We start from the raw sequence: 26,038 nt of genomic DNA on the forward strand, positions 1-26,038 counted from the left end.
TATCGGAAAAGGGATTCACAACAGGAGCGGGTTCAGTGTGTGATGTGCAACGGGCCGAGGTTGACGGATGCGCCCTTCCCGGAACGGACCGAGAGGAGGACGGTCTGCGGAACCAGCTTGGAGACGTCCACGCGCGTTGACTGGGAGCGCAGCGGATGGCTGGCAATGATCCGCCCGTTCAGGTCGCGGATCAGCAGCACCGCGCCATCCAAGCTTGTATTCGGTGGTGCGGTCACAGTCACTTGGTCGGTGGCGGGATCGGGAAAGTAGCGCCATTCCTTTACGGGATCGGCGACGCTGGGCACGCTGGTAGGGAGCGACCGCCATCCGAAGGTGTAATCCCCTGCGGCAAGGCCGGATATTTCGAGCCGTGCATTGCTGTCGGTGGTGCTTCCGATATGGGTGATCGTGGTGGGCCTCGCGGTCCACGATGTACCAGCGTTTGGCCGGTAGAGGATCACCAAGCTGTCCTCGTTGAATGGAAGGCCACCTGCGAGCGACACGAGGCCCAGGTCATAGGCGGTCGGGAACCCCGGACGTCCGTCCAAGGTGAAGCGGAGGGACATGGCCGTTCCCGGTTGAATGTCGGTCTCTACGCGCCACCAACGGTCCGGTGAGACGAAGAACGCACCATTACCGGTGAGGTCCTCGTCGGCCGGTACCCAGAATTCCTCCACGCGGATATGGGTAATTGGCGGCGTGTCGGGGATGATCACGCGCACGTCGGCTTTGGGGAGGTTCCTCTGTCCGGAGGTGGAGATGGTGGCCGTGTCCACGGTGGTGGAGAGTGCCAAGCGTTCGTCATCGTTCAGGCGCACGGCCACCGGTGGGAAGGGGCAAGGCACCGTGACCGTGGAGTATTCCCCGTCAAGGTCCACTAGTTCCTGATGCGTTTCACCGGCGGCACCGATGCATGTCAATGTCACCGGCACATGGAGGAAGAAGTTCGCACCACCTCGGGTCTTCTGCCGGATGTGGACCTGCGTGTCGAACAGGCTTCCGTTCTGCACCACGGAAAAGGAATCCACCATGAAGGCCGCGCCGCCGGGCTGGAAGATCCAAGCGTTGAAAAAATCGGTGAGGTCCGTGCCCGTGGCCGCGCCAAGGCTGTCGCGCAATGCGGCGCTGCTCATGGAGGTATAGGCGTTCCGGCTGAACACTTGTTTCATCCCGGCGCTGAACAGGCTATCACCCAAGGTGGTGCGGAGCGTACGCGCGATGTCCGAACCCTTCTTGTAGCTGGTCTCGCCGTAGGTCATGTTCTGCGGAACATCGGCCAGCGCGTACCAGCCGCCGTCGCGCAGGTGCGCCGTGGCCACCACGGTATAGTGGTTGCTGCGTACGAGCGACTTGTAGGCTTCTTCGCCGTAGAGATCTTCGATGAAGAGCTTGGCGCAGAAGTCGGCGAGGCCCTCGTTCATGTACATCTCCTGCGGTCGCGCACAGGTGATGAGGTTTCCGAACCAGTGGTGTGAGAGCTCATGCGCGATGAGGTCCTCGTTTCCGAGCGTGCCGTCGGCGGCAAAATCCGGGTAGCAGATGTTGGTGGCGTGCTCCATCGCACCGGCGCTGGTGAGCACATATCCGACGCGGTTCCAGCGGTAGGGACCAAACCATCGTTCGTAGGTGTCGAAGGCGTTCTTCAAATGGGCGAAGGAGCCCCTAACTTGCGCGGTATCGCCCGGAAGCGCGGCCAGGACCACGGGGATGTCCGCGCCGGATACGCTGGGAAAGGTATCGAGCAGCGCAGTGTAATTGCCAGCGGCCACCGAGGCTAAGTAGGAGGGGATCGGCTCCTCGATCCGCCAGTGGCTGATGCGTTCGCCGCCTCCGAGGTCCGTCATTTCCACCAGCGCGCCGTTGGCGAATACGGAGCGGTTCTCATTGGTATGCACGACGAAGTCGAATGAACAGCGCTCAACGAAATTGTCGAAACAGGGGAACCAGGCACGCCCGTAGGAATGGGGCACGGCATCGAAGGCCACACCGAGATCGTATTGGTAGTTGCTCAGCGTGTAAAAGCCGCCGAAGCCGCTAGCGTCGGTCACGGGGTTGCCTTGGTAGCTTACGGTCAGGGTCAATGTGTCCTCCGGGCCATGGGGATTTTGAAGGTCCACCAGAAGCACCTCGCCGGGATGGGTGAAGGTCAACGGCGTTCCGTTCATCATCACCGAGTCCACTTGCAGCAGTAAGTCCAGGGGAAGTGTTGTTATACCGGGCACACGCGGCGTGAAGGTGATGACGGCATCGCCGCGAATGATGCCGCTGGACGTTTGGGTGAGGTCCAGTTCGATCCGGGTGTGCAGGATTTCGATGCTGTCGCTACGGGAGGCACTGCCCACCGTGCTGTCCTGTGCAGAGGCGGGAGTGCACTGGAGCGCGAGCAGGACGACGATAGGGAGCGGGCGGTAAAAGTCCATGAGGGCGAATGTACCGCACGGGCCCAGCTTCTGGCATATCCGGCAGGGGGCCGTGCCGTGATCGTGGACCACGCTATCTTTGGGCTTGTCGGTCCGCCTCCGTAACGACAACGTGTCTTGTTTTTCCACCATGAAGCCCAGCAACGAACTTTTCGACCTTATCCAGTCGCTCACCAAGTCCGAGAAGCGGTTTTTCAAGCTGCATTCGGCGCTACAGAGCGGGGAGAAGAACTACCTGCGGATCTTCGATGCGGTCGACAAACAGAAGGCGTACGATGAGGAGGCGATCAAGAAACAGTTCGCGAAGGAGACCTTCATCCGGCACTTCCCCTCGGAGAAGAACCACCTGTACAAGCTGGTGCTGAAGGCGCTGCGGGCGTACCATGCGGAATCCAGCGTGACCGGTGTGCTGAAGCAGCACATCAACAACATCGAGATCCTCTTTTCAAAGGCGCTCTACGCCGAGGCCACGAAGATCCTGCACCGGGCGAAGAAGGTGGCCGCCGACCATGAGCGGTTCTACTACTGGTTCGAGCTGTTGAGCTGGGAAAAGATGCTGATCGAGGAAGCCTACCAGAGCGGCAACTTCACCAGCGACCTGGACGCCTTGATCAAGGAGGAGGGCAAGGTGTTGTTGAAGCTCCAGAACCTGGCGGTGTACAACGTGCTCTACGCCAAGGTGAACTACGTGTTCCGAAGCGGCGGTTATGTGCGCACGGATGAGGAGCACGCCATCGTGGAGGAGATCAGTGACCATCCCCTCATCAAGGGGAAAAACACGGCGCTCAGTAATCGGGCGAGCACGATCTGCCACTATACCCAAGGTTTCTGCTTCTGGGCCAAGCGTGACTGGGCGGCGAGCTATGCGAAATTCTCACGTGTCAAGGAGATCTTGGACGGTCACCCGCTATTGCGGAAGGACCTTCCGAAACGGTACATGCGCACGCTCTATTACTTGATCCAATGCGAGATCGAGCTCGGGGACCATGCGCATGTCAAGGAGCACATCGCACATCTCCGTGACCTGCCTTCAAAGCCGGGCTTCGGGGATATCGATATCAAGCTGCTGGTGTTCAGCAACGGCTACTTGAGCGAGCTGCGTTTCCATGACCGGGCCGGGGAATTCGCAAAAGCCTTGAAGCTGGAGGAGCCGGTGGTGCAGGGGATGGCCCGTTTGGGAGCGAAGTTGCCGAAGGAATACGAGCTGGAGTTCTATTTCATGCTGTCCACCGTGAATTTCGGCGCGGGCAACATGAGCCGCTCACTGCATTGGCTGAATAAAGTGCTCAACGACCCGGAACCCGCCTTGCGCCAGGACATCTTCACCTACGCACGGTTGTTCAACCTGGTGGTACACTATGAACTTGGCAATTTCGAGCTGTTGGAATACATGGTGCGCAGCACCCAGCGCTTTCTCAGTAAGCGCCATCGGGCCTACGGCGTGGAGGCAGCGCTCATAGATCACATCAAGAAGCTGGCCCGCACCTCGTCATCGGAGGCCAAACGGACCCTCTTCATCTCCTTGCGGGACCGCTTGAACGAGCTGATGGAAGACCCCAATGAGAGCACCGTGCTGAAGTACTTCAACATCTGCGCTTGGGTGGGATCTAAAGTGGAGGGCATTCCTTTTGAGGAGGTCGTGAAGAGCGGCTCGGTCTGCCATAAGTGACCGAGCCTCCAGCTATTGCCCCCGATCACGGATGGACCGTCGTGCCGCTTTGGCCGACGGCATCCCGGGAGATGACCTTGAACTCCGTGCGCCGGTTGGCCTGATGTTCCTCCTCCGTGCATTTCACGCCGTTCACGCAGCCGTTCACGGGCATGGTCTCACCGTAGCCCATTGCGATCAACCGGTCCGGTGGCACGCCTTGGCGCTCCAAGTAGTCAACGGCGCTTCGGGCCCTTGCATCACTGAGCACGAGATTGTAGGTGTCACCGCCGCGGCTGTCGGTGTGTGAGCTGAGCTCGAAGGTGAGGCCGGGGTTGTCCATGAAGATCTTTGCCAGCTTGTTCAGTTCCATCGCCGCATCCGGGCGGATGTCCCACTTGTCGTAATCGTAATAGATGTTCGGCACAGCGATCGGTTTGTTCAGTTCCAACGGTTCCAACTGCAGATCCGCACGCAGGGTCGTGCTGAGGCCCAGACCCGCTGTGCTCGCCGGCGTGCTTTGCGCGAGCATGTCCACGTTGGTGGCCGAAACGGAATAGGCCGTGTTCGGCCTCACGTCGAAATGGAATTGCCCGCTCGCATCCGCGGTGACCTGCGTGTCCAATTTTGTGATGAGGTTGCGAAGCGTGACCAAAGATCCGGGCAAGGGCTTGCCGGTCTTGACATTGGTGATGGTCCCTTCCACGGCGAACAGGAGCGGGTGGACATTGAGCGCGTAGATCTGGTCGGACCCGGAGCGTGCGCTGCTGAGATATCCCTTGGTGCCGGTGCTGTCAAGCCAAAGGCCGAAGTCATCCCGGGTGGTGTTCACGGGGTAACCCATGTTCTTGGGTTCGCTCCAGAACTCACCTTCCTTGTGCGTTTCGAAAATATCCAGCCCGCCCATGTTCGTATGGCCGGTGCTGGAAAAATAGAGGGCATCGCCCACCACGGTGGGGAACATTTCATCGCCGGAGGTATTGATGGTGGGGCCCATGTTCACGGGCGCACCCCAGCCGGTGCCGATGTCAGTGCTGTACCACAGATCCTTGCCTCCGAGCCCACCCGGCATGTCACTGGTAAAGTACAGTGTATTCCCGTCCGTGCTCAGGGCGGGCAGGCCCACGGAATAACCTGCGCTGTTGTACCCGAACTCACGGATGTTGCCCCATCCGCCGTTTTCTTCCTTGGTGGCACGGAACATCTTCAGGTTGCTCACATTGTCATTGTCCTTCAGCAGCTTGTTCCCGTAGTAATTGCTGCGGGTGAAATAGAGGGTCTTGCCATCGGCGCTCAGTGCGGCAGAGCCCTCATGATAAGGGCCGTTCACCGCTCCTTTCAGCGGCGAAGGGATACTCGTAGCACCGTCAGCCCCTACCGCTACTTGATAGAGATCGGTGAAGGAGAGCCCGGTCCAGGGATCTTTCCTTCCGGCCGAAGCCTGCCGTTGGGCCGCGAAGATCAGCCCGCCTACAGAAGGTGTGGCGGAATAGGCCGTGGCCATTCCCGCGAACTGCAATGGCGTCACGGTATAGCGGGAGCTATCGGAATAGAACGAACGATAACCTTGGCACGCGCCGATCAGGTCCGCTGCGTCCTGGCGTTCAGGATCATCCTGCAAGGCCCGGAGGAGCATGGGTTCCGCCTTTTCGTATTCGCCCAATGCCATCATCATTCGGCCATATTGAAAAGCATCGGAGCCTGTCAGCGGGGCGATCTTTTCCGCGGCTGCAAAGTGCTCGGCGGCCTGTACCACCTTGTTCTGTTTGGCCTCGGCTTCGGCGGTGAGCAGCAGCAGGTCGCGCCCTTGTTGATGGGCCAGCGCCTTATCGAAATGCTTCTCGGCCTTGGCATAGGCCATGAGCCCCACGGCTTGTTCGCCTTTGCGCACATGGTAGTTCGCGCAGGATGCGAGCAACAGGGATGCAGCGGCAGCAAGGAGGGCAATGTGTTTGGTTGCGCGCATCAGAAGTAGCGGGGATTTTTGATCATGATCGGCTCCTTGCCCAGATCGATGCCGAGCATCACCTCATGCGAGCCGCCGTTGTAATGCCGCAGCTTCGACGTGTTCATATCGTAAGCATATCCGGCGCGGAACATGCGGTTGATCTGGAACTCCACCATGCCCACCACGGCATCGCCGGTGCGGTACCCGGCGCCTAACCAGAAGCGGTCCTTAAAGAGGACGTTCAGGTTGAGGTCCACCTCGGGAGGTGCTTGTTGCTGGTATTTGATCAGCACGCTCGGCTTGAGGTCGAAGTTGTCGTTCAGCTCGAAGACATGCCCGGCGTTCAGGTAGTAGTGCTGGGTGAAATAGTGTTCGGGCGAATTGGGAAGCTCTGATGTCACCTTGCCGTCCGCCGCGTAGATCGTGGGCACGGAGATGCCGACAAAGGACCGCTCGTTGTTCCAGTAGAGGCCGAAGCCGAACTTGCCCACGGTGGCGTTGCTGATGTTGTTCTGGTACAGCGCGTCCTGCGTGTCCCAGTAGACGAGGTCGCTGAGGTTGGCGGTATAGAAGGATAGGCCCGCTTTGAGCCCGAAGGCCAGATGCCCGTTCGTTCCGGTGCGGATGCGGTAGGCATAGTTCGCGGCCATCTCCATGTCGCGGCTCACGCCGATCATATCATGGCTGAAAGTGAAGCCCAATCCCATCTTGTTGCCCATCAGCGGGCCGTCGATACCAAGCAGGTTGGTGCGTGGTGCGCCTTCCATGCCCACCCATTGGCTGCGGTGGAGGACGGTGGCACTGGCGTAAGGGTGACTACCAGCGTACGCAGGGTTGAGGAAGAGCCCGTTGAACATGTACTGGCTGATCATCAGTTCCTGTTGCGCGGAGGCCACGTTGGCAGTGAGTGCCAACAGCGCCACGGGCAGTACGAGGCGGATGCGTTGCATGGTCGTTCTCATGGTTGGCTTACCGTCGGAGGTCCACATAGTTCTGCAGGGTGATTTCGGCGTTCAGGCGGAGGACGACGAAGTAGGTGCCGTCCGGCAGGTCCTGTCCCTGCTGGTTTTCACCGCGCCATTCGTTGGTGTAGTGCGGTTGGTCGAAGACCACGTTGCCCCAGCGGTTGTAGACGATCAGTTGATTGCCCGGATAGGCCTCGATGCCACGGACCACGAAGGTGTCGTTGTTCCCGTCGCCATTGGGCGTGAAGCCCGTGGGCATTTCCAGATCGTCCGGCTGGGTGAGGATGATGGTGAGCTGGATCGAGCAACCGTTGCTATCGGTGATCGTGACCTCGTACGTGCCGGCTGAAAGGCCGTACCGCGATGCCATTGAAGCGCCGTCGTCCCAAGCGTAGGTGTAGGGCGGCGTACCTCCGGTCACGTCCACGCTGATGGAACCGTCGGCACCATTCCATGAGCCGATGTTGTGGCCGTTCACGAAGTGGGAGAGGATGGTATCCGCGGTGATGACCTCAGGAGCCTGAACGGTGATCAGCGAATCCCATGTGCATCCGTTCCCGTCGGTGATGGAGATCCCATATTCCCCACCGGCCAGACCGGAGCGGTCCTCGTCCGCAGCGCCGTTGTCCCAGGCATAGGTGAAAGGAGCAAGGCCGGAGGTGATGGTAAGATCGATCGCACCGTCCGTTGATGCGTGGCACAGCGGGCCTGTAACTCCCGCACTGGCTTCCACACCGGGCGTGCCGGCCACGGTAGCGGTTGTGCTGGAGATGCAACCGTTGGCATCGGTCACGGTGAGCGTGTACGTTCCGGCGATCACGTTCGCCAGGTCCTCGCTTTGTTCGCCGGCGTTCCAGACGGTGCTGTACGCGGGGCTTCCACCGGTAATGGTCGCATCCACCGCACCGGTTGAAAGGCCGCAAGGTGCTGCGCTGGTGGTGGCCGCAGCGACCAAGGCGTCGGGGGCGGAAAGGGTCACGCAGTTCTGTGCGGAACATCCGTTGTCATCGGTGACGGTAAGGCAATAAGTGCCTGCCACCAGTGAATCAATGTTCATCGTGGAAGCGGTAAAGCCGTTCGGGCCGCTCCATTGCGGCGATGCCGGGTTAACGCCACCGGAGGCCATCGCACTGATCATCCCATCGTTCATGCCGAAGCAGCTGATGTTGGTGCCGGATGCGAATGTGGCAGCGGAGAGTTCAACGGTGATGGGCAGCGCTGGCACGATCGTGATACTCTGCTCGATGGTGCATCCGTTCGCATCCGTGGCGGAGAGGACGTAGGTGCCCGCAGCCAGATCGGAGAGGCTGTCCTCCACCGACGTGAAGCCGTCCGGTCCCGCCCAGTTGTAGGTGTATTCGGGACTTCCTCCGATAGCTGTGAGGTTGATCGCGCCGTCGCTGGCATCCGAGCAAGTGGTGTTGTAGCCGTTGTGGTCCACCACGCTGAAGTCCACGCCCAAGGCGCTGTCCGGCTGGGAAACGGTGATGGACAGGGAGCGTACGCACTGATTCGCATCGGTCACCACCAGCTCGTAATCGCCCGCGCCGATGTTCGAAAGGTCCTCGGTGCTGAACTGCGTGCTGTCCGGGCCGCGCCAATCGAAGGTGTAAGGGGCCGCACCTCCGGTGACGGTGGCGTTGATGCTTCCGGTAAGTGATCCGTTGCAAGCGACATCGGTGGCGGCAAGCACCGTGGTGAGAGCGCTGTCCGGTTCGATCAAGGTGATGGACGTGTCGCGCATGCAGCCGTGGTCATCGGTGATTGTGACGGCATAGGTGCCGGCCATCAATCCATTGATGTCGGGGGTGTCCGCGATGAATCCATTCGGTCCTGTCCAAGCGATGTTCAATGGTGCGAACCCGCCGCTCACGGCCAGCTCGATGGTGCCACTGCTGTCGCCGTGGCAGGGGATGTTCACGCTACCGTAGTTCGAGGCATAGAGCCCGACCGTCATGGGTGCGGCCGCGATCACTGCGGCATTGGCCGTTGCGATGCATCCCATGGCACTGGTAACGGTAACGGCATAGTCACCGCTCGCGAGCCCTGTGATATTCTCATCGATGGAGGTGAACCCGTTAGGCCCGGTCCAAGAGATATCGAATGGTCCCACGCCACCGCTCACGGTCAGGGCGATGGTGCCGTTCGCACTCAGGTCGCATTCATTGCTCGTCACCGTGAGTGCCGTGGTGAGGTTCTCCGGCGCGTTCAGCGTGAAGCTGCGGCTGGTGCTGCATCCGTTCGCATCGGTGATCGCCACGGTATAGCTGCCTGCGGTGATGTTCATCAAGTCTTCGTCGGATGCAGCAAAGCCGTTGGGGCCTGTCCAGCTGAACTGGTAGGGCGCGAGGCCGCCGGCAGCGGTGAGGTCGATGGAACCGTCGGTCCCGCCACAACCCACCTCGAAACCACCATGGTCGGAAAGCACTGCGGAGGTGGTGATGGGGGGCGGTGCGATCAGGTTCACATCCGCATTGGCCGTGCAGCCAGATGCATCGTAGATGACCACGCTATAACTGCCGGGACCCAGGTCGTGAAGCACGGTCTGTTGGGATGTAAATCCGTTCGGGCCGGTCCAGGATGTGGTGTAGCCCGGGTTTCCGCCGGTGGTGATCAGCGTGATGCTGCCGTCCGCGGCACCCGAGCAGGAGATGGCGTTGCCACTGCTATAGGACGAAGTTGTGATCGCCAGGTCAAGCGGCGCCGGTGCGACAAGGTTCACTTGGGCCACGGCGTTGCAGCCGTTGGCATCTGTGATCGTTGCGGTGTACGTGCCCGGCACCAAACCGTTGATGTCCTCGCCGGAAAAATGATAGCCGGTGGGTCCGTTCCATGTGACCTGGTAAGGAGCTGCACCACCGGTGATGTCCAGATCGATGCTGCCATCGCTGGAGTATGTGCAGCTCAGGTTGGCTCCGTTGGCGTATTCATGCGCGGTGGCGATGGCATCGATACCTGCCGGACTGGTCAGCGTGATGCTTCCGGTCGCGGAGCATCCCAAGGCGTCGGTCACGGTGATCACATACGTTCCCGCACCCACGCCGGTGAGGTTCTGCGAGATCCCGAGCGATCCGTTAGGGCCGGTCCACGAGGAGGAATAGGGAGCGGTCCCTCCGAGAATGGACGCTTCGATACTACCGTCATTGCCGCCGTTGCATGCGGGCTGTGCCGTGGTGATCAATCCGATGATGATCGGCGATGGCGCAGTGAGGGTGAAGCTTGCCGTTCCGTTGCAGCCGTTCACGTCATGCACGGTGAGACTGTACTGGCCAGATGGAAGGCCGGTGAGGTCGAGGTTGATCGAAGTGAAGCCGTTAGGGCCGGTCCAGAAATAGTTCAAGGGGCCGGTGCCGCCGCTCACGTTGGCATCGATGCTGCCATCGCTAGCATCCGCGCAGCTCACATTGTAGCCGCCACCGACGCTGCTCAGTTCGGCCGTGATGTCGAACAGGCCAGGCTCGCCGACATTGTAGCTAGTGTTATATGTGCACCCATTGTCATCCGTCACTGTCAGTGAGTATACGCCAGCGAATAGCGGTCCGATGTCCTCGGTGGTGGCGGAGAATGCGGGGAAGCCCGTCCAGAGGTAGGAGTATCCGCCTGTCCCCCCGGTCATCGTTAGGTCGACCGCACCCGTGTTGGCGCCTTGGCATGCCGCAGTGGTGATGATCGCCGTGGCCTGGATCGCGGTGGGCTGGACAATGGTCACGGAAGTACTGGCTGTGCATCCGTTGGCGTCCACTACGGTCACGGTATAAGTACCGGCGATCAAGTTGGAGATGTCCTGCGTGCTGGCAGTGAACACGTTCGGGCCGCTCCATTGATAGCTGTAGATGCCGCTGCCTCCGGAAACGGAAAGGTCCGCGGAACCGGTGTTGCCACCATTGCACATGATGTCGGTGCTTGTGCTGGTGAGCTCCAAGGGTAGCGGTGCGGTCAATGTTGCGGATGCCGTAGTTGAGCAACCGTTCGCATCGGACACGGTCGCGGTATAGCTCCCTGCCGCCAGGCCGGTGATCTGCCAGGCGCTCGAAGTGAATCCGCTTGGGCCGCTCCAGGTCACCGCGTATGGAGGCGTCCCACCCGCTGGTGTGAGAACGATCGATCCGTCCACAATCCCATTACAGCTAGTGCCGCTACCGCCGGCAAAGCTGCCTGCCACCGCAGTGGCTGAAAGCACGGGAGGAGCGACCAATGTCGTGATGGCGACCACCGAGCAGCCATTGTCATCCGTCAAGGTCAGTGTATATGTGCCTGCCGCAAGCCCGGTGATATCCGCAGTGCTGGCGGTAAAGCCGCCGGGTCCGGTCCATGCGAAGGAATACGGAGGCGTTCCTCCGCTGTAGGTGGTGTTGATCACACCGTCCGAGGAACCGTTACAGCTGATGTCGTAGCCGCTGTGGTCCTTGTTGGAGAATGTGTAAACGCTCAGTGACGAGGGAGCCGTGAGGGTCTGGCTGGATAGTGCGGAGCAACCATTGTCATCAGTGAGGATGAGGTTGTATGTGCCTGCCGCGAGACCATTGATGTTCGCTGTGGTCGCATTGTAGCCGTTGGGTCCGCTCCAGTCGTACTGGTAAGGTGCCGTTCCGCCGGAAGCGGTGAGCTGGATCGAACCGTCCGTGGAGTTGTTGCAAGCGACGGGGCTGAGCGTTGCATTGAAGCTGAAGGTGCCGGGCTCGGTCACATCGAAGGGTTGATCGATCGAGCATCCGTTGGCATCGGTGATGACCACCATGTAGACGCCTGCACCGATCATGTTCAGGTCCTGCGTACCGGCCGTGAAACTGCCCGGACCGCTCCATTGATAGGAGTAGGGTGCAACACCGCCTGCTGCGGTCATGTCGATCGAACCATCGCTGGCACCGTGGCAAATAGCGGAGTGAACGTTGGCGGTCGCGGTGATCAGGGGCGGTGCTACCAAGGTGATCGTCGTGTCGACCTGGCAACCATGCCCATCCCCGATGATAAGCTGGTAGGTACCTGCGGAAAGACCCGTGGGATCCTGCATATTGAAGGTGCCGCCCATGCCATCCTGCCACGAATAGGCGTAATTCGGGGTACCGCCCGTCACGGTGACGTCAATGCTCCCATCGCTGTTCCCCGGGCAACTGACATGCGCTCCACCGGGAAATGTGAAGGGCACGTACGTCAAGGCCAGCGGTGCCGCAGGTCCATCGATGGAGACCGGGAATGCCAGCGTCTGCGTGCATCCGTTCGCATCGGCAATGGTGGCCACATAGTTGCCTGTCGCCAGGCCCGTCGCCGTGGAGCCGGTCTGCACCGGGCTGGTGTTCCACGTGATGTTGTAGTTGCCGCTGCCCCCGGTCACCACAATGGAGATGGATCCGTCGTTATCGCCGAAGCAGGTGACGTAGTGCCGGTTCGCCACGGTTGCCGCAAGAGGCTGTTGGGGCTGCGTGATGATCACGTTCCGCGAAGTGGTGCATCCCGCGGCATCCGTCACGGTCACGATGAAGGTGCCGGCGACCAATCCGGTCGCAGTGGGGCCGTTGGTCTGCGGGCTGGTGTTCCACGTGTAGGTGTATGGTGCCGTTCCTCCCGTTGCCTGGGCCGTGGCCGCACCGGTGTTGCTGCCATGGCACAGAACGTTGGTGATGCTCGGCGGAAGGATGGCCAACGCTGCAATAGGCCCGCCCACGGTCATGGTAGCGGTGGTGGTGCAACCATTGGCGTCGGTCACGGACACGGTATAGCTGCCCGCGCTCAGGCCGGTCGACGTGGCCGCATGCTGTGCGGGGTTGGTGTTCCAAGTATAGGAGTATGGTGAACGACCGCCGGTGACGTGCACGGTGGCCTGCCCGGTGGCGCTGCCGAAACAGCTTGCAGGCGAGGTGCCGCCATTGGTCGCGGTCAAGGCGAAGGGCTGGGTGATCTCAGCGACTTGGTCGGTCATGCAACCGTTCGCGTCCGTGATGGCCAGCTGGTAGGTGCCGGCGCTCAATCCCGTGAGATCGGTCTGGGCGGAACTGAAACCGGAAGGCCCGGTCCATGCCGTCGTATAGGGTGCGTTCCCTCCGGAGATCTGCGCGGTGATGCTGCCGTTGCTGCCGCCGTTGCACGAAATAGAGGTTCCACCGAAGTTGCTCAGCGTGGTCTGCACAGCGATGGGCGGAGGAGCCAGCAGCGTCACATCAAGGTCGGTGCTGCAGCCGTTATCATCGGTGATGGAAACGGAGTACGTTCCCGCCTGCAGGCCCGCGATATCCTCAGAAGCTACGTTGAAGCTGCCCGGCCCGGACCAGACAAAGGAGTAGGGAGGTACGGCACCGCTTACCGTCAGGTCGATCGCACCGTCCGTACTGTTCGGGCAGCTCACGTTCGCATTCCCGTGAACGGATGGTATTGCGCTCACGGTGAAGAGGCCCGGCTGGTTCACGTCGAAGCTGCGGGTGATGCTGCATCCGTTGCCATCGGTCACGGTCAAGGTGTAACCGCCCGCGTTCAGGGAACTGATGTCCTCCGTGTTCGCGGTAAAGCTGGCAGGTCCGGTCCAGGACCAGGAATAAGGAGTGGTTCCGCCGGAGGTGCTCACATCCACTGCGCCGCTGGCAGCGCCTTGGCAGAGTGCGGGACTGATGGTGCCGATCGCAACGAGCGGTGTGGGTTGTGCGATCGTTACTGATGCTGATGTACTGCATTGGTTCGCATCCACGATGCTGACCTGCCATGTGCCGCTGGCAAGACCGGTGGCGGATGCTCCGCTTTGCGGTGGGGTAGTGTTCCAGAGGTAGCTGTAGGGGCTGGTCCCACCAGTGACGGCGACTGTCGCACTCCCGTTGGAACCACCGGCACAGAGCACGTCGGTGCTGGCATTGATGCTTGCCGACAAACCGACAGCGGGTGCGGTGATCTCAACGCTCTGCGTAGTGGTGCAACCATGGACATCGGTCACAGTGACCGTGTAGCTTCCGGCATTCAGACCTGTTTGTGAGGCCCCGTTCCGTGCGGGCGTCGTGTTCCATGAATAGGCATAGGGGCCGCTTCCGCCGGAAGCGCTCACCGTAGCACTGCCGGTGGCTTGGCCGTGGCAGAGTATGTTCGTTTGCGCAGTGATGGCAACGGCCAAAGGCTGTGCCGGTTCAGCAATGGTCACTTGCAGTGTCGTGCCGCAACTATTGGCATCGGTGATCGTCGCCGTATAGGAGCCGCCGGATAGTCCGACCGCTGTCGTGCCTGTCTGCACAGGAGTCGTGTTCCAAGATATTCCGTAGGCGACGGTCCCGCCGCTCACGGAGATCGTCGCACTGCCATTGGCCGCGCCGAAGCAGGTCACGTCCGTCTTCGCGGTCAATTGTACGTTCAGCTGCTGCGTCGGGCCGGTGATGGTGGCCGCGGTGCTGATGACGCATCCGTATTGATCGGTGGCGATGACGGTAAATATGCCCGGCGAAAGACCGCTGGCGGTGGCGCCGGTCTGCGCGGGCACCGTGCTCCAACTGTACGTGTAGTTGGGCATGCCGCCCGTCACGTCGACCGTGGCGGAACCGTCCGCGTCATTCGCGCATGCCACGTCACTTGTTGCACTGATGGCGGCGTTCATCGGCGCGCTTTCCAGAAGCGTGGTATTGGCCGTCGCCGTGCATCCGCTCGCATCGCTCACCGCAATGGAATACGTGCCTGCGCCAAGTGTGCCGATGTCCACGGAATTGGAGATATAGCCATTGGGGCCGGTCCAATTCACCGTGTACGGGCCGGTACCTCCGGTGATGGTCGCGTCGATGCTGCCGTCATGCCCACCGCTGCAGCTGATGTTCTGGCCGAAGATCAGCAGCGACGGTGAAAGGCTCACGCTCAAAGGCGCGGGTTGGCCCACATTGAAACTCTGTGTCTTCGTGCAGGCCGCATCCGTCACGGTGACGGTATAGGTCCCTGCGGTGATGTTCGTGATGTCCTCGGTAGTGGCCGAGAAGCTGTTCGGGCCGGACCATTGGAAGCTGTACGGTGCGATGCCGCCGCCGAGGGAAATGTTGATGGCACCATTGCTCGCAGCGTTGCACAAAGGCCGTGTGGTGTTCGCGGTGATCGTCATGTCGCTCACCTTCACCGTGCATTGCAAGGTCTGCGAGCATCCTCCGTCCTGCACGGTCACCGAATATTGTTGGGTGGAGTTGGGCTGGGCGATGGGGTTGGCGATGTTGGTCGCGCTGAGGCCGTTGGCCGGGGTCCAGGTGTACTGCGTGCCGCCGGTAGCAAGGAGTTGGACTTGGCCGTTCAGGCAGATCGTGCTGATCGTTGGCTGGACCGATGCGTTCAGGGAATCCACTAGGGGAACCTCCAAGGAATCAGCGTAAACACTCGGGCAGTAGGGATTGCCAAGAATGAATAGCAGGGTCTCCAGCCCTTCCGGTATACCGTCGACGATGGGGTCGATGGGCTGATCAACATAGGATTGGTTCGCAGGGATGGTGATCGACTTCGGTGTATTGGGATCTACGGCTCCGATGGCGGCATAGTCCGTTCCATTGGTCGCCGAACCTTGCAGGTAGTATTCCAGCGTCAAAGGTTGGCTCGTCGCTTGCTGGCGCATGAAGCGTACGGAACCACTGTTGCATCCCTCGATCAAACTGTCAGCTCCGCTCTGGGTGACCAATTGCATCGTTATCGGATTGCTCTTGACCTTGGCGATGAAGACACCGGAGTCGAATTTGCGGTCGGAGGCGTCCGCCACGATCAGTTTCAAGTGATAGGTCGCACAAGGTTGCACGGTCGAGAACGCGCTCAGGCCCGTGGTGACGCCATCGTACTGGATGTGCTGGCCACCGGCGTTGTCATGGAAATAACTGGCGTTCGAACCGTTGTTGACATTGTTGATCGTCACGGCCTGGCTGGTCCCGGGAATGAGGGCGATATTCTTGTCAATGCCGATACCGGCGTCCCCGGTAATGCCCGGACCACTGATGAAGAAGCCGAAGACATCATTGTACTGTGAGCCCACCCATTCATTGTACTCCTCGGAACCGAATACGAAATCGAAGCGGAGGCTGTCGCCTGCCGGGATCACATCGAACTCGAATTTGCAGGCATCCTTCGTGGTCCGGCCGGTCACGATGTCCAGTATGCTGTTCCCGCCGTAGCCTTGGTCGAAAGTGGTGTTCTCGGCGTTGTTCGGTCCCACCGCATTGGCGATCTTCCCGGAGGTGAGCAGGATCCCTTCATCGATGCCGAGCAGCGATCCCGCGTATTGGAATTCGCCATACCCTTGGCTATTGCAGTTGATCTGCGGGTTCGAGATGGAGACCCCGGGACCGGTGATCGTCCGGGCAAGTTCCTGAAGGTCCGTTTGTGGGCTTACCGACAGCTGTGCTTGAGCGAAGCTGGTACAAGCGACAGCGATCACTGCGGTGATGAAACGGTTCATGCGATGCGTCCTGGATATGCTCATTGTCCACGTGCGGTTTCGCAAGCCGATTCGGCATCGTGCAGCGTGAGTTCAGCGGGATCGATGCGACCGATCGCAAGGACCGGCGCCAGGGCGGCGAAGACCCGGGTGCGGAGGACCTCGCGCGATGCGGTCGGTTCAGCCGAGGCGAAGACAAGAATGCCTGCAGGCACGCACGCGTAGATCACTTGTGGGTCGCCGGCATGATGGCTGAGTGAAACGAGTGAGTCACGTTCTGCACTGGTGAGCGCATCGACCCTGAGGCCGATGGTCTCTTGCGCCATCAAACCGTTGCAGGCCAGAAGGGTGAACAGGAAGAGCAGTAGGATCGGTCTGGGCATGTGGAGCCTCATGCGAAGCGTGGTTTAGCGGGCTGGTCCGGGCGGATATCAATGAACCTTGCCGGTCTATGGATGCCGCGTTATACCCGTTGAATGCCGAAAAGGTTCCTACGGGCCAAAGGCCGGGACATCTGGAGACGGTCGCTCACGAGGAGCGATCGTCTCAACGAATGAAGAGTTTGCCCTAAAGGCCGATCGCGGTCAGGCCGATCCCTTTCCCGAGCGTTGACGCAACACTTCGTGAAGCACCACGCCCGAAGCCACGCTCACGTTCAGCGAACCGAGGGTACCCGCCATACGGATGCGGACCAGCGCGTCCGCCTTGCGCAGGATGACCGGCGAGATGCCCACATCCTCAGCGCCCATCACCAGCACTACCGGGCCGGTGAGGTCGCAGTCCTCGATCAAGGTCTCCGCCTTCTCGGTCACCGCGATGATGCGCAGTCCATGTTCCCGGGCACGGTCTATGGCCACGGGTAAATTGTCCACGCGGCAAACAGGCTTCCGCAACAATGCCCCGGCACTGCTTTTCACCGCGTCACTGCCTAATCGTGCCGTCCCGGTCTTGGGTACCAGCATGCCGTGCGCCCCGAAGCATTCCGCGCTGCGGGCGATGGCGCCCATGTTCCGCACGTCGGTAACGCCGTCAAGGGCCACGAGGAGCGGGTCTTCCCCCCGGTCGTACGCCTGTGCGATCAACCCGTCGAGGTCCTGCATGGCCACTTGGCTGATGAAGGCGATCACCCCTTGATGCTCCGTGGTGGTCAAGCGGTCCAGCTTCTCCCCGGGCACCGGCTGCCAAGGCACGCCAAGCTCCCGCGCAAGGTTCTTCAAGTCGCGGATGCCATCGCCCCCCGCGTCGCGGCGGATCAGCATTTTCTCCACGTGCAGGTCGCTCCGTAGCGCCTCCATCACCGGGTGTATCCCGCAGACCAGTTCGTCTTTTCTCATGTGTCGTTCAGGTCGACCCAATGGGTCGACGTTACAGTTGCGGGCCATTCATCCCTGCACGTTCCAAGGTTATCACTTGTTCTTCTCGGCGCCTCCGCGCCTCTGCGGCATCAAACCTCATCTCGCTCAATTCTGCAAGATCCTCCCGTTCCGCCAGCTTTCAACATTTCTGTACCAGGCGCTCTTCAGCCGCGGGTCGCGTTGGAGCACCAGGTCGTTGTCACTGAAGGGTTCGTCACGTCGCATGAAGTTGAACACGAGGCTCATCAGGTTCGTCTCATCGCCGTAAACCCAGGTCTCGCTGTTGGCGTTCTTGCGGATCGTGGTCGGCGTGCCGAAGATGATGTGTACCAGCCCGCGATCGGTCTTCCAACCTTCCGCGTAGCTGGTGAAATGCCGGTTGGCGCTTTCAACACGCCCATAATAGCCTGCGATGGCCTCCCGTGCACGGTCACGGCTGCCGGCCGCGTCGGTCCAAAAGCGCTCCACTTCCTTGCGCGGGTCCGGGGAAGTGGCCAAGGCGTCCCATTCCTTTGAACTGGTGATGTAGCGCAGCGGTGCTACCATGTCCTGCGCGGTGCTGACGGTGGGATAGGCCTCGGTGGGCACGAAAACGGTATAGCCGGCCATGCTCGAGGTATCCGCTCTGAAGTGGTAGAAGCCGTTCGTTCCCACTGTGAAATTGAAAGTGCCGTCCGGCTGTACGCTGATCGTGAACGAACTTTCCGGCGGTGCGTCCAATGCCGGAGGGGCTACTTCGGCGAAGACCGGAGCGGGCAGCTTCGCCACTGGAGGGTAGTGGTCCACATGGAGCATTGCGCCGGCGTGGCTGTCGCTCTGCACCTTCAACGTGGTGCCCGGACGCACATGGTCATCGAACAGCGGGAGGTCATTGACACCTAGTGGCAGAAACTCCTGACCGCCACCCGGAGTTCCCCGGTCCACGCGGAGCATCACGGTGCTCTCCGCGTCCCGGTTCAGGTCGCGGGCGGTGATGCGCAGCACAAAGGAAGCATCCCCGACGTTCTTCAATTGCATGTTCCCGATCAGTTCCTTGTCCTCATTCGCCACCATGCTCTGGTCCTTCACGAAGGTGCTCGCACTGTCCAGCAGGTCGCGTGATCCCGGGGCGGGATAGGCCTCATAGCTCATCACAACACGGGCGTGGTACGGGCCGCCGCCACCGGTGCCCTTGTAGAGCAGGTCCGCTGTGCGCAGCTTGAAGTAGATCACGGCATGGGCGGCGTCGGGCTGGTACACGCGCGCCTCCAATCGGATCGCTGCGGCGCCCTTGCCGTAGAGATAGGCGAAATTGTCCCCGGCGGCCACGGGCACGTAGGATCTGCAGCCGGGCACACCTGCGATCACGATCACGGACAACAGCAGATGAAGAATGGTCTTTCTCATGCGTCGCGGCCTTCTTCCACCGAACGTTCGAGGAGTTTGGTGTGAATGCTCTTGTTGGTCTTCGCGCCTAATTCCTTCAGCATTTCCACTTGGCGGATGAGGTTCCCGTTCCCTTCGCTCAGTTTTCCCAATGCCTTTTCATAGCTGTCCTTGGCATCGTTCACATGCTTGCCGATGCGGCCTATGTCTTCTGTGAAGCCAACGAATTTTTCATACAGCGCGCCCGCTCTTTCCGCAATGGCCATGTGGTGCCGTGCCACGTTCTCGTTCTTCCAGAGGCCATGGATGGTGCGCAAGGTGGCCATGAGCGTGCCATGGGTCACCATCACCACTTGGCGGTCGTAGGCCTCTTGGAAGATCTCCGGACGCTCGCGCAAGGCCAAAAGGAATGCAGGCTCTATCGGCACGAACATCAGCACGAAATCCACGCTGGACAAGTCGTAGATCTTGGTGTAGTTCTTCTCGCCGAGGCCCTTTGCGTGGGCACGTATGCTTTCGGTATGTAGCTTAAGGAACTTGGCGCGTTGGGCATCGTCGGTGGCGGCGCAGTACTGCTCATAGTGGAGCAACGAGACCTTGGCATCGATGATGAGGTGCTTTTCCTCCGGGAGCATCACCACCGCGTCCGGGCGCAGGCGCGTGCCGTCGGGCAGCGTGGTGCTTTCCTGCATGCTGTATTCCTGACCCTTCACCAGGCCGGAGCTCTCCAAGACCTTGTCCAAGATCATCTCCCCCCAAGCCCCTTGGCTCTGGTGGTCGCCCTTCAATGCTTTGGTAAGGTTGTCCGCGTCCTGGCTTAAACGCTGGTTCTGTTCGACCAACTTGGCTACTTCACTCTTCAGCAGAAAGCGTTCCTTTCCCTCTTTGTCATAAGCGGTCCGCACCTGTTCCTGGAATTCCTTGATCCGTTCCTTGAAGGGGTCTAGCAGCAGTTTCAAGGTGCCTTCCTGGCGGTCGGTGAGCTGCTTACCCTTCTCTTCCATCAAGGTGTTAGCAATGTGCTTGAACTCCTTGGTCATGCGCTCGTTCAGCGATTCAAGCTCTGCCTTCTGCGTGCCCAGCTTCTCCTCCAGTCCTTCGTTACGCTGCCTTTCCGTGGCGAACGAACCGTTGATGGCGAGCAATTCCCGTTGCAGCTCCTGCATCCGTTGGTCCCGCTCCGCTAGTTGTCGGCCCAGATCCTGGCGATCGGCTTCGCGCGCATCCTGCACCAACTTCACGGCCTCAGCACCTTTGCCGCGAGACCAGAGCACCACGGCAACCGCACCGAGAATGACCCCGGCCAAGAGTCCCAGTAAAAGGCTCGTCCAAACCATGCCGCTAAGGTAGGCGGGCTTTGAAGTCGGGAGTCGTATAGTCTTGAGTCACCAGTCACCACTTACCGGTCACCGGTGATCCGGCATCGGTCGATCCCTCTGCGCCTCCGCGTCTCTGCGGCTATACACATTGTGCCTTAATTGTCCAAAATCACCACCAGCGTCCCGATGAGCACTCTGTCGAAGAGCGCGATCACATCGCTGTTGCGCATGCGGATACACCCATGCGAACTCGGCGTACCTATGGATCCCTCGTCCGCAGTGCCATGGATGTAGATGCCACGCTCCATGCTGTCCACGCTTCCTCCTTCGTTCAAGCCGGGCTCCATGCCGTCCAGCCAGAGGATGCGCGAGGTGATCAGGTCATCATTGGCGGTGCTGTCCGTGGCGATCTTGCCCGTGTATTGCCGGCCCTTGAAGATGCCGAAGGACGGCACGCCTTCACCGAATTTGCTCACCACGCGATGCAATCCCTCGGGCGTGCGGTTGCTGCTCTTCTGCGTGCCTAAGCCGTTCGTTGCGGTGGAGATCACGTATTCCGCTTTCATCTGCCCCTCCACCACGAAGTACATGCGCTGGCTCTTCACGGAGACGTAAAGGACATAGCCTTCCGATGGTGCGGCCGGATAATGCACCTGCATCCATTCGATCAGAAGATCCGCCAACGGCTGCTTTTGCGCAGAAGGGACCAAGGCCAGATCATTTGCCTGTGCCATGGTGCCGACGGTGAAAGTGGCACTACAAATACAGGCCAGCGCAAGGCGGGTGAGGCGCATCAGCTTATCAACGGTTGGAGTTGCAAAAAAGTGCCATGTCAAAGTTGGCGTTGCGCAGCTGGCAGGCCATCTGGCCCCGGATCTTCTTTTCCACAATGCATCACGATCAGGTACCATCTCACTTCGATAAGGATGACTCCGGTCATCCTGTCAGATCTAAAACAAACTCGTGAACCCGAAGTGCACTTTTCCGCCCCTCAGTTCCACCGGGTTGTTGAACTGCTTCCCAAGGGCATAGCTCAGGGAAAAGATCCCCGCCTTGGTCTCGAAGCTGGTACCCACCCCGAAGCCCAACGGGGTGTCGGTGAGCAAGGACGTACGGCTTTGATCCTCCCACCAGCCTTGGTCCACGAACACGAAAAAGTTGCTGTTCTCCTCGAAGAGAAAACGGTATTCAGCAGTAGCGATCGCATACGAGGAGGCATAGATCCCGGCCTCGTCCACACCGCGTTGCGTTTTGATGCCGCCGATCCGGTAGAGCTCATTGGAGTATAGCCGATCGTTCACCATGCTACCGCCCTGTCCCGCCAGCTTCACGGTGCTGCGCCTTCCTATGGGGATGAACCAGCTGACCTTGCCGTTCAGCTCGTACTGGACACTGCGGTGGTCGGTGGCCGCGGTGTCGCTGAAGGTGGCGGTGGAACTGCGCTTGTTGCCTACCGAGCCCTCCAGGTCCACTCCGATACCCTTGCGGGGATTGAACCGGTAGTCATAGCGTTCGCGCAGTACGCCGATGCCGTAGGCCGTCAGCTTCACGTCCGCCAGGCCCGGTGTATAGAACAGTTGCTGGCCCAATCGCTGGCTGTTCTTGTTGTTCACGAACACACGCACCTTGTCGCCACGGCTCATCAGGTATTCGATCGCTGCCCGGTAGGTCACTTCCAGAAAGGTGGTGTCCCGCTTGAAGAGCGTCAGGCCGAGGTCCGCGCCGAAGGGTGTGTTGAACGCGAACGGATAGTTGAAGCCCACCTTGAGGTTCTGTGTGCGGTCCTGCAGGCTGCGCCAGCTCAGGTCAATGGCTTCGCCGTGGTGCAGGGCATTGCGAAGTTTGAGGTCCAGGTCCCCGGTGAAATGGACCTTTCCTGTGATCGCGTCCTGCGCCACGCCCAAGATCCCGTTGAAGTTGCTTGCCCGTTTCGCGTCCAAGAAGAGGTAAAGCTTGGTCTGCTCCGGTGAAAAGAGCAGGTATGCAGGTTGCTTCCGGGCCACGAAGGGAAGTTCGCGCGTCCGAGTATCCAAGCCACGCACCAACGTTTCATTGTACGCATCGCCCGGACGGATGCCGAGATGTGACTGGAGATAGCGTGCGTTCACACGGGCGGTACCGCGTACCACCACGCTATCGATGGTAACGTACCGTCCACGGTCCAAGTGTACCGTGGCCGAGAGCCCCCCATCGCCTTCCCGAAGGCTGTCCAGACCCACAACCGCGAAGGGATATCCGTGATCCTCGCATTCCTTCAGCAAACCTTCGAACAATTTCGCCACTTGCCGTGGGGTGATCGGCCGGTCCTGATAAAAGCGCTCGCGGAAGCCGGTGGAGCTGGCGATCTCCTGGGGAACGGATCCCGCCGTGAGCTGCGCCCAGCGGTACTGCGCGCCCAAGTGGAAATAGCACGTTGTCGTGTCCTTTCCCGCCACGCAACTGTCGCGTGATGCGGCGAGATAGCCTTCCGCGATCATCGCATTGCGAAGTTCGGTCGAGCGCTGGGGAACCTGGCCCACATCCAGCTTGAACGGGCCTCTCAACTTGCGGGGCAGCACCGTGTCCGCCCGCACGGAGAGCACATGCTGTTGCGCTTGGGCGGCCAGCGCGACAAAGAGAAATGGGATGACAAGGGTCCGCCACATCACAGGATCCAGGGGATCGGGCTTCCTCCCTGTGCGAGCAGGATCTCGTTCGCGGCACTGAAATGGCCGCAGCCCAAGAAGCCGCGAAACGCGGAAAGCGGGGAGGGGTGTGGCGCTTTCAGGATATAGTGCCGGTCGCTGTCGATCAACGCTTCTTTGGCCTGTGCGTGCCGCCCCCAGAGCAGGAAGATCAGCCCTGTGCGCTCCTTGGAAAGCGCGGATATGGCGGCATCGGTGAAGCGCTCCCAGCCGTGGCCATGGTGCGAGGCGGCCTCACCGGCGCGCACGGTGAGCGTGGCGTTGAGGAGCAACACGCCGTTTTCGGCCCAGTGGCTGAGGTCCCCGCCGGAAGGGGTGAAGGGGCGGATGTCCCGCTGGATCTCCTTGAAGATATTCTGCAAGGAAGGGGGAGGGGGGATCCCGGCCGGCACGGAAAAGCTGAGCCCATGCGCCTGTCCGGGACCGTGGTAGGGGTCCTGGCCGAGGATCACCACGCGCACAGCGTCGAACGGTGTGAGCTGGAAGGCGCGCAGGATATCCTTGCCGCGCGGATAAACAGCATGCGTTGCCCGTTCCTGCACCAGAAAACTCTTCAAGGCGGCGAAATACGGCGCGCTGAATTCCGTTAAGAGCTTGTCAGCCCATCCGGGATCGATGTCCGGGATCTGCGGGGCAGCAGGGGGAATAGCTCCGTTGTTCATGGGTCCGGGAAGGATCCCTCCGGGGATCGTTGAAACTTTTTAGCCGTGGTCAAGGTAATAGGGGCTAATTTTGGAAGGTAAATCCAGCATCTGAGCAACGATGAAAAAGGTCTTCAAGGTATTCGCGATCGTGGCGGTGGCCAGCATGCTCTTCAGCGCATGCAAGTCCACGCACTCCTGTCCGGCGTACGGAAAGGTGGTGAAGCCCGTCCCCGAACGCGCCAGTTGAGCGAAGACCATCGCTCCCCTTGAAGCCCGGCCTTGGTTCCGGGCTTTCTCGTTTACAGCGGTCAGTGATAGGTGAATGTGACCTCCTGCACCAGTTCTTCGCGCAGGCTTAAGGCCACCGGGCAGGTGCGTGCGGCATGCTCCAAAATGCTACGCTGCTTGTCGTCCAATTCCTTTCCGTCCAGCTCGAAATGTACCTCGATGCGCTCCACCCGGCGCGGCCCCGAGGCCATGTGCTTCACCACGCGCGCCTGAAGCCCGTTCAATTGGATGCTTCTCGCCTCGGCCGCGATGCCCATCAAGGTCATCATGCAGCAGGCGAGCGACGTGCTCATCAGGTCCGTGGGCGAGAAAGCAGCGCCTTGGCCCATGTTGTCCACAGGCGCGTCGGTGATGATCTTTTCACCACTGCGCAGGTGAACGGCCTCTGTGCGCAGGCCACCTAAGTATTTGACGTGTGCGGTATCCATGGTGCGAAGGAACGACGTGTACCCTGAATTTTGGTCAGGGGAGATCGGCCGACCCCTCAAGGCATCACCACCAACCGCCCTGTGTACGGGGGTGTCGCCGCAGGGTCACTCGCAGAGGACCCTTTTATGTTTGCCGAAGTGAAGACGACGGAGTTCTCCGTTCAGTCCGATCCGGGTGGTTACATTGATGTTCATACATGATGTGCCGCCTCGGCGTGTAAGGCCATGGGACCCTAGGTGAGCACTCCGCTACACCGTGACGCAGGGAATGGCCTGCACGCTTGGCATCTTCAAGAGAAGGAACAGTACTTAAGGCCGAGCGATCGAGCCCGAATAAAGTAAAAGGAATTTCGATAGGGAGATGGGTGACATGTCGTGGTGAGGTACTCCCCATTCACTGGACACGTTTCAGGCGTTTGTTAGTGTGAATTGGGGTTCAACAAGGTTTGGTGTCAGGGTACGGTTCCGGGTATCGGGCAGACCAAAGTAAAGGTGTGCCGGGGGTCAGTCCATCCAGGTGCTGGTGTGGTCGTTGGTGGTTGTAATAGGCGAAGTACTCGGCCAGAAGGCTGCGCAGCTCATTCCCATCGGCGGGGCTATGGCGATAGACGCATTGCTGCTTCACGCTTCTCCAAAGTCGTTCGATGAACGCATTGTCCGTAGCCTGGCCCTTGCCATCCATGCTCACCTTGATGCCTTCCTGGTCAACGCCCCGGTAAAGAGGTCGCTGGTGTATTGGCTGCCTTGGTCGGTATTGAAGATCATTGGTGCAGGATATTGCAACAGCGCACCATGCAAAGCTTCCAGACAGAAGGAGGTGTCCAAGGTGTTGCTGATCGCCAAGAGAGCACGTAGCGGCTGTGCCAGTCCATCACGGCGGTGAGATACAGGAACCCTTTGCCCATGGCGATGTAGGTGATGTCGGTGCTCCAAACATGCCCCGGAGCTTCAATCTGCACACCTCTCAACAAGTAGGGATAGACCCTATGCCCGTTGGCGGGTTTGCTCAGGTCAGGCTTGGGCGCAACGGCCTCCAAGCCCATTAGCCGAAGGAGCCTGCGCACCCGCTTTCGTTCACCCAATAGCCCTTTTCAAGCCTCAGAAAGTCGCGCATGCCGATCATCCATGGAAGCAATGCTTGGTGTACTCTTCATCCATCAAACGCATCAATTCCAAGTTCAACGCGCTTTCTCCTTTGGGCTGATAGTAAAGCTGCTGCGTGCAAGGTCCAGCGCCTGGCAGCGCTCCATGATGCTGCCTTCCTGCACGGTGGCAATGGCATGCCGCTTTTGTGCCACGCTCATCGGACTGTTTTTTTAGCAGGTCGTTCTCCATTTTCAACCTGCCGATCTCGGCGAACAACTTTTCGGGGTCGTGACCACCTGGCATGGCGGAGGACGCCGTCGGGGTCCCTTCAAAGACCCCAGCGGCGTTCTCCGCCAACTGCTTCTTCCATTGGCCGATCTGTGCTGGTGCGATCTCAAAGCGCATCGCCAGCTCTGCCATCGTATGGTTCTCCTTCACGGCCTCAAGCGCAACTTGAGCCTTGAACGCGGGAGTGAACTTCCTTCTGCTTTTTCGGGTCATCCTTGGACAAGTTTAGCCACCTTAGC

General features: G+C 60.1%; 16 protein-coding genes. 1 reads left to right on the forward strand and 15 read right to left on the reverse strand.

The features are described 5' to 3' along the window. Positions 1-32 precede the first annotated feature (32 nt). Positions 33-2,420 carry a M1 family metallopeptidase gene (locus tag IPP95_14795; GenBank protein ID QQS72418.1) on the reverse strand — a complete coding sequence of 796 codons (2,388 nt, stop codon included), beginning with the start codon at positions 2,418-2,420 and terminating at the stop codon, positions 33-35. A gap of 130 nt (positions 2,421-2,550) precedes the next feature. Between IPP95_14795 and IPP95_14800 the strand changes: the two genes are divergently transcribed. Next, positions 2,551-4,089: a hypothetical protein gene (locus IPP95_14800; protein ID QQS72419.1), complete on the forward strand. Its 1,539-nt coding sequence runs from the start codon at positions 2,551-2,553 to the stop codon at positions 4,087-4,089. Positions 4,090-4,114: 25 nt separating this feature from the next. Here IPP95_14800 and IPP95_14805 read toward each other — a convergent pair whose 3' ends face one another. The 14 genes from IPP95_14805 to IPP95_14870 all read right to left on the reverse strand — a co-directional run bounded on the left by IPP95_14805 (position 4,115) and on the right by IPP95_14870 (position 26,012). After that, entirely contained in the window at positions 4,115-6,034 is a 1,920-nt protein-coding gene (locus IPP95_14805; protein QQS72420.1) for an OmpA family protein, read from the reverse strand. Next, complete coding sequence (locus tag IPP95_14810) at positions 6,034-6,966, reverse strand: type IX secretion system membrane protein PorP/SprF (protein ID QQS72421.1); 933 nt, start codon at positions 6,964-6,966, stop codon at positions 6,034-6,036. The genes IPP95_14805 and IPP95_14810 overlap by 1 nt, the downstream gene beginning before the upstream one ends. A 19-nt stretch (positions 6,967-6,985) precedes the next feature. Next, positions 6,986-16,363, reverse strand: coding sequence for a choice-of-anchor L domain-containing protein (locus tag IPP95_14815; protein QQS72422.1), 9,378 nt, complete (start codon positions 16,361-16,363; stop codon positions 6,986-6,988). Between the two features lie 20 nt (positions 16,364-16,383). Beyond that, complete coding sequence (locus tag IPP95_14820) at positions 16,384-16,737, reverse strand: hypothetical protein (GenBank protein QQS72423.1); 354 nt, start codon at positions 16,735-16,737, stop codon at positions 16,384-16,386. A gap of 189 nt (positions 16,738-16,926) precedes the next feature. Continuing rightward, positions 16,927-17,676, reverse strand: coding sequence for a 23S rRNA (guanosine(2251)-2'-O)-methyltransferase RlmB (rlmB, locus tag IPP95_14825; protein ID QQS72424.1), 750 nt, complete (start codon positions 17,674-17,676; stop codon positions 16,927-16,929). A gap of 126 nt (positions 17,677-17,802) precedes the next feature. After that, positions 17,803-19,083: a GWxTD domain-containing protein gene (locus IPP95_14830; GenBank protein QQS72425.1), complete on the reverse strand. Its 1,281-nt coding sequence runs from the start codon at positions 19,081-19,083 to the stop codon at positions 17,803-17,805. Beyond that, on the reverse strand, positions 19,080-20,399 hold the full coding sequence (gene rmuC / locus IPP95_14835) for a DNA recombination protein RmuC (protein ID QQS72426.1): 1,320 nt from the start codon (positions 20,397-20,399) through the stop codon (positions 19,080-19,082). The genes IPP95_14830 and rmuC overlap by 4 nt, the downstream gene beginning before the upstream one ends. A gap of 137 nt (positions 20,400-20,536) precedes the next feature. After that, complete coding sequence (locus IPP95_14840; protein QQS74286.1) at positions 20,537-21,040, reverse strand: L,D-transpeptidase; 504 nt, start codon at positions 21,038-21,040, stop codon at positions 20,537-20,539. 291 nt (positions 21,041-21,331) lie between these two features. Next, positions 21,332-23,026, reverse strand: coding sequence for a hypothetical protein (locus IPP95_14845; GenBank protein ID QQS72427.1), 1,695 nt, complete (start codon positions 23,024-23,026; stop codon positions 21,332-21,334). Further along, positions 23,026-23,727, reverse strand: coding sequence for a uracil-DNA glycosylase (gene ung / locus IPP95_14850; GenBank protein ID QQS72428.1), 702 nt, complete (start codon positions 23,725-23,727; stop codon positions 23,026-23,028). The genes IPP95_14845 and ung overlap by 1 nt, the downstream gene beginning before the upstream one ends. A 290-nt stretch (positions 23,728-24,017) precedes the next feature. Continuing rightward, positions 24,018-24,425 carry an OsmC family protein gene (locus tag IPP95_14855; GenBank protein ID QQS72429.1) on the reverse strand — a complete coding sequence of 136 codons (408 nt, stop codon included), beginning with the start codon at positions 24,423-24,425 and terminating at the stop codon, positions 24,018-24,020. Positions 24,426-24,861: 436 nt separating this feature from the next. After that, the gene (locus tag IPP95_14860; protein QQS72430.1) at positions 24,862-25,107 is read right to left on the reverse strand and encodes a transposase; all 246 of its coding nucleotides are present in this window, start codon (positions 25,105-25,107) and stop codon (positions 24,862-24,864) included. A gap of 79 nt (positions 25,108-25,186) precedes the next feature. Further along, positions 25,187-25,489, reverse strand: coding sequence for a hypothetical protein (locus IPP95_14865; protein ID QQS72431.1), 303 nt, complete (start codon positions 25,487-25,489; stop codon positions 25,187-25,189). 55 nt (positions 25,490-25,544) lie between these two features. Continuing rightward, the gene (locus IPP95_14870) at positions 25,545-26,012 is read right to left on the reverse strand and encodes a transposase (GenBank protein ID QQS72432.1); all 468 of its coding nucleotides are present in this window, start codon (positions 26,010-26,012) and stop codon (positions 25,545-25,547) included. Positions 26,013-26,038 lie beyond the last annotated feature (26 nt).

This window comes from Flavobacteriales bacterium (assembly GCA_016700415.1).
GTDB lineage: Bacteria > Bacteroidota > Bacteroidia > Flavobacteriales_F > PHOS-HE28 > PHOS-HE28.

Excerpts from the sequence above, each read along its gene's own strand:
- rmuC (QQS72426.1), bottom strand. The coding sequence starts at position 20,399 with ATGGTTTGGACGAGCCTTTTACTGGGACTCTTGGCCGGGGTCATTCTC.
- IPP95_14815 (QQS72422.1), bottom strand. The coding sequence starts at position 16,363 with ATGAACCGTTTCATCACCGCAGTGATCGCTGTCGCTTGTACCAGCTTC.
- IPP95_14810 (QQS72421.1), bottom strand. The coding sequence starts at position 6,966 with ATGCAACGCATCCGCCTCGTACTGCCCGTGGCGCTGTTGGCACTCACT.
- IPP95_14855 (QQS72429.1), bottom strand. The coding sequence starts at position 24,425 with ATGGATACCGCACACGTCAAATACTTAGGTGGCCTGCGCACAGAGGCC.
- IPP95_14840 (QQS74286.1), bottom strand. The coding sequence starts at position 21,040 with ATGCAGGTGCATTATCCGGCCGCACCATCGGAAGGCTATGTCCTTTAC.
- rlmB (QQS72424.1), bottom strand. The coding sequence starts at position 17,676 with ATGAGAAAAGACGAACTGGTCTGCGGGATACACCCGGTGATGGAGGCG.
- IPP95_14800 (QQS72419.1), top strand. The coding sequence starts at position 2,551 with ATGAAGCCCAGCAACGAACTTTTCGACCTTATCCAGTCGCTCACCAAG.
- IPP95_14805 (QQS72420.1), bottom strand. The coding sequence starts at position 6,034 with ATGCGCGCAACCAAACACATTGCCCTCCTTGCTGCCGCTGCATCCCTG.
- IPP95_14820 (QQS72423.1), bottom strand. The coding sequence starts at position 16,737 with ATGAGGCTCCACATGCCCAGACCGATCCTACTGCTCTTCCTGTTCACC.
- IPP95_14795 (QQS72418.1), bottom strand. The coding sequence starts at position 2,420 with ATGGACTTTTACCGCCCGCTCCCTATCGTCGTCCTGCTCGCGCTCCAG.
- IPP95_14845 (QQS72427.1), bottom strand. The coding sequence starts at position 23,026 with ATGTGGCGGACCCTTGTCATCCCATTTCTCTTTGTCGCGCTGGCCGCC.
- IPP95_14830 (QQS72425.1), bottom strand. The coding sequence starts at position 19,083 with ATGAGAAAGACCATTCTTCATCTGCTGTTGTCCGTGATCGTGATCGCA.
- IPP95_14870 (QQS72432.1), bottom strand. The coding sequence starts at position 26,012 with ATGACCCGAAAAAGCAGAAGGAAGTTCACTCCCGCGTTCAAGGCTCAA.
- IPP95_14860 (QQS72430.1), bottom strand. The coding sequence starts at position 25,107 with ATGGATGGCAAGGGCCAGGCTACGGACAATGCGTTCATCGAACGACTT.
- ung (QQS72428.1), bottom strand. The coding sequence starts at position 23,727 with ATGAACAACGGAGCTATTCCCCCTGCTGCCCCGCAGATCCCGGACATC.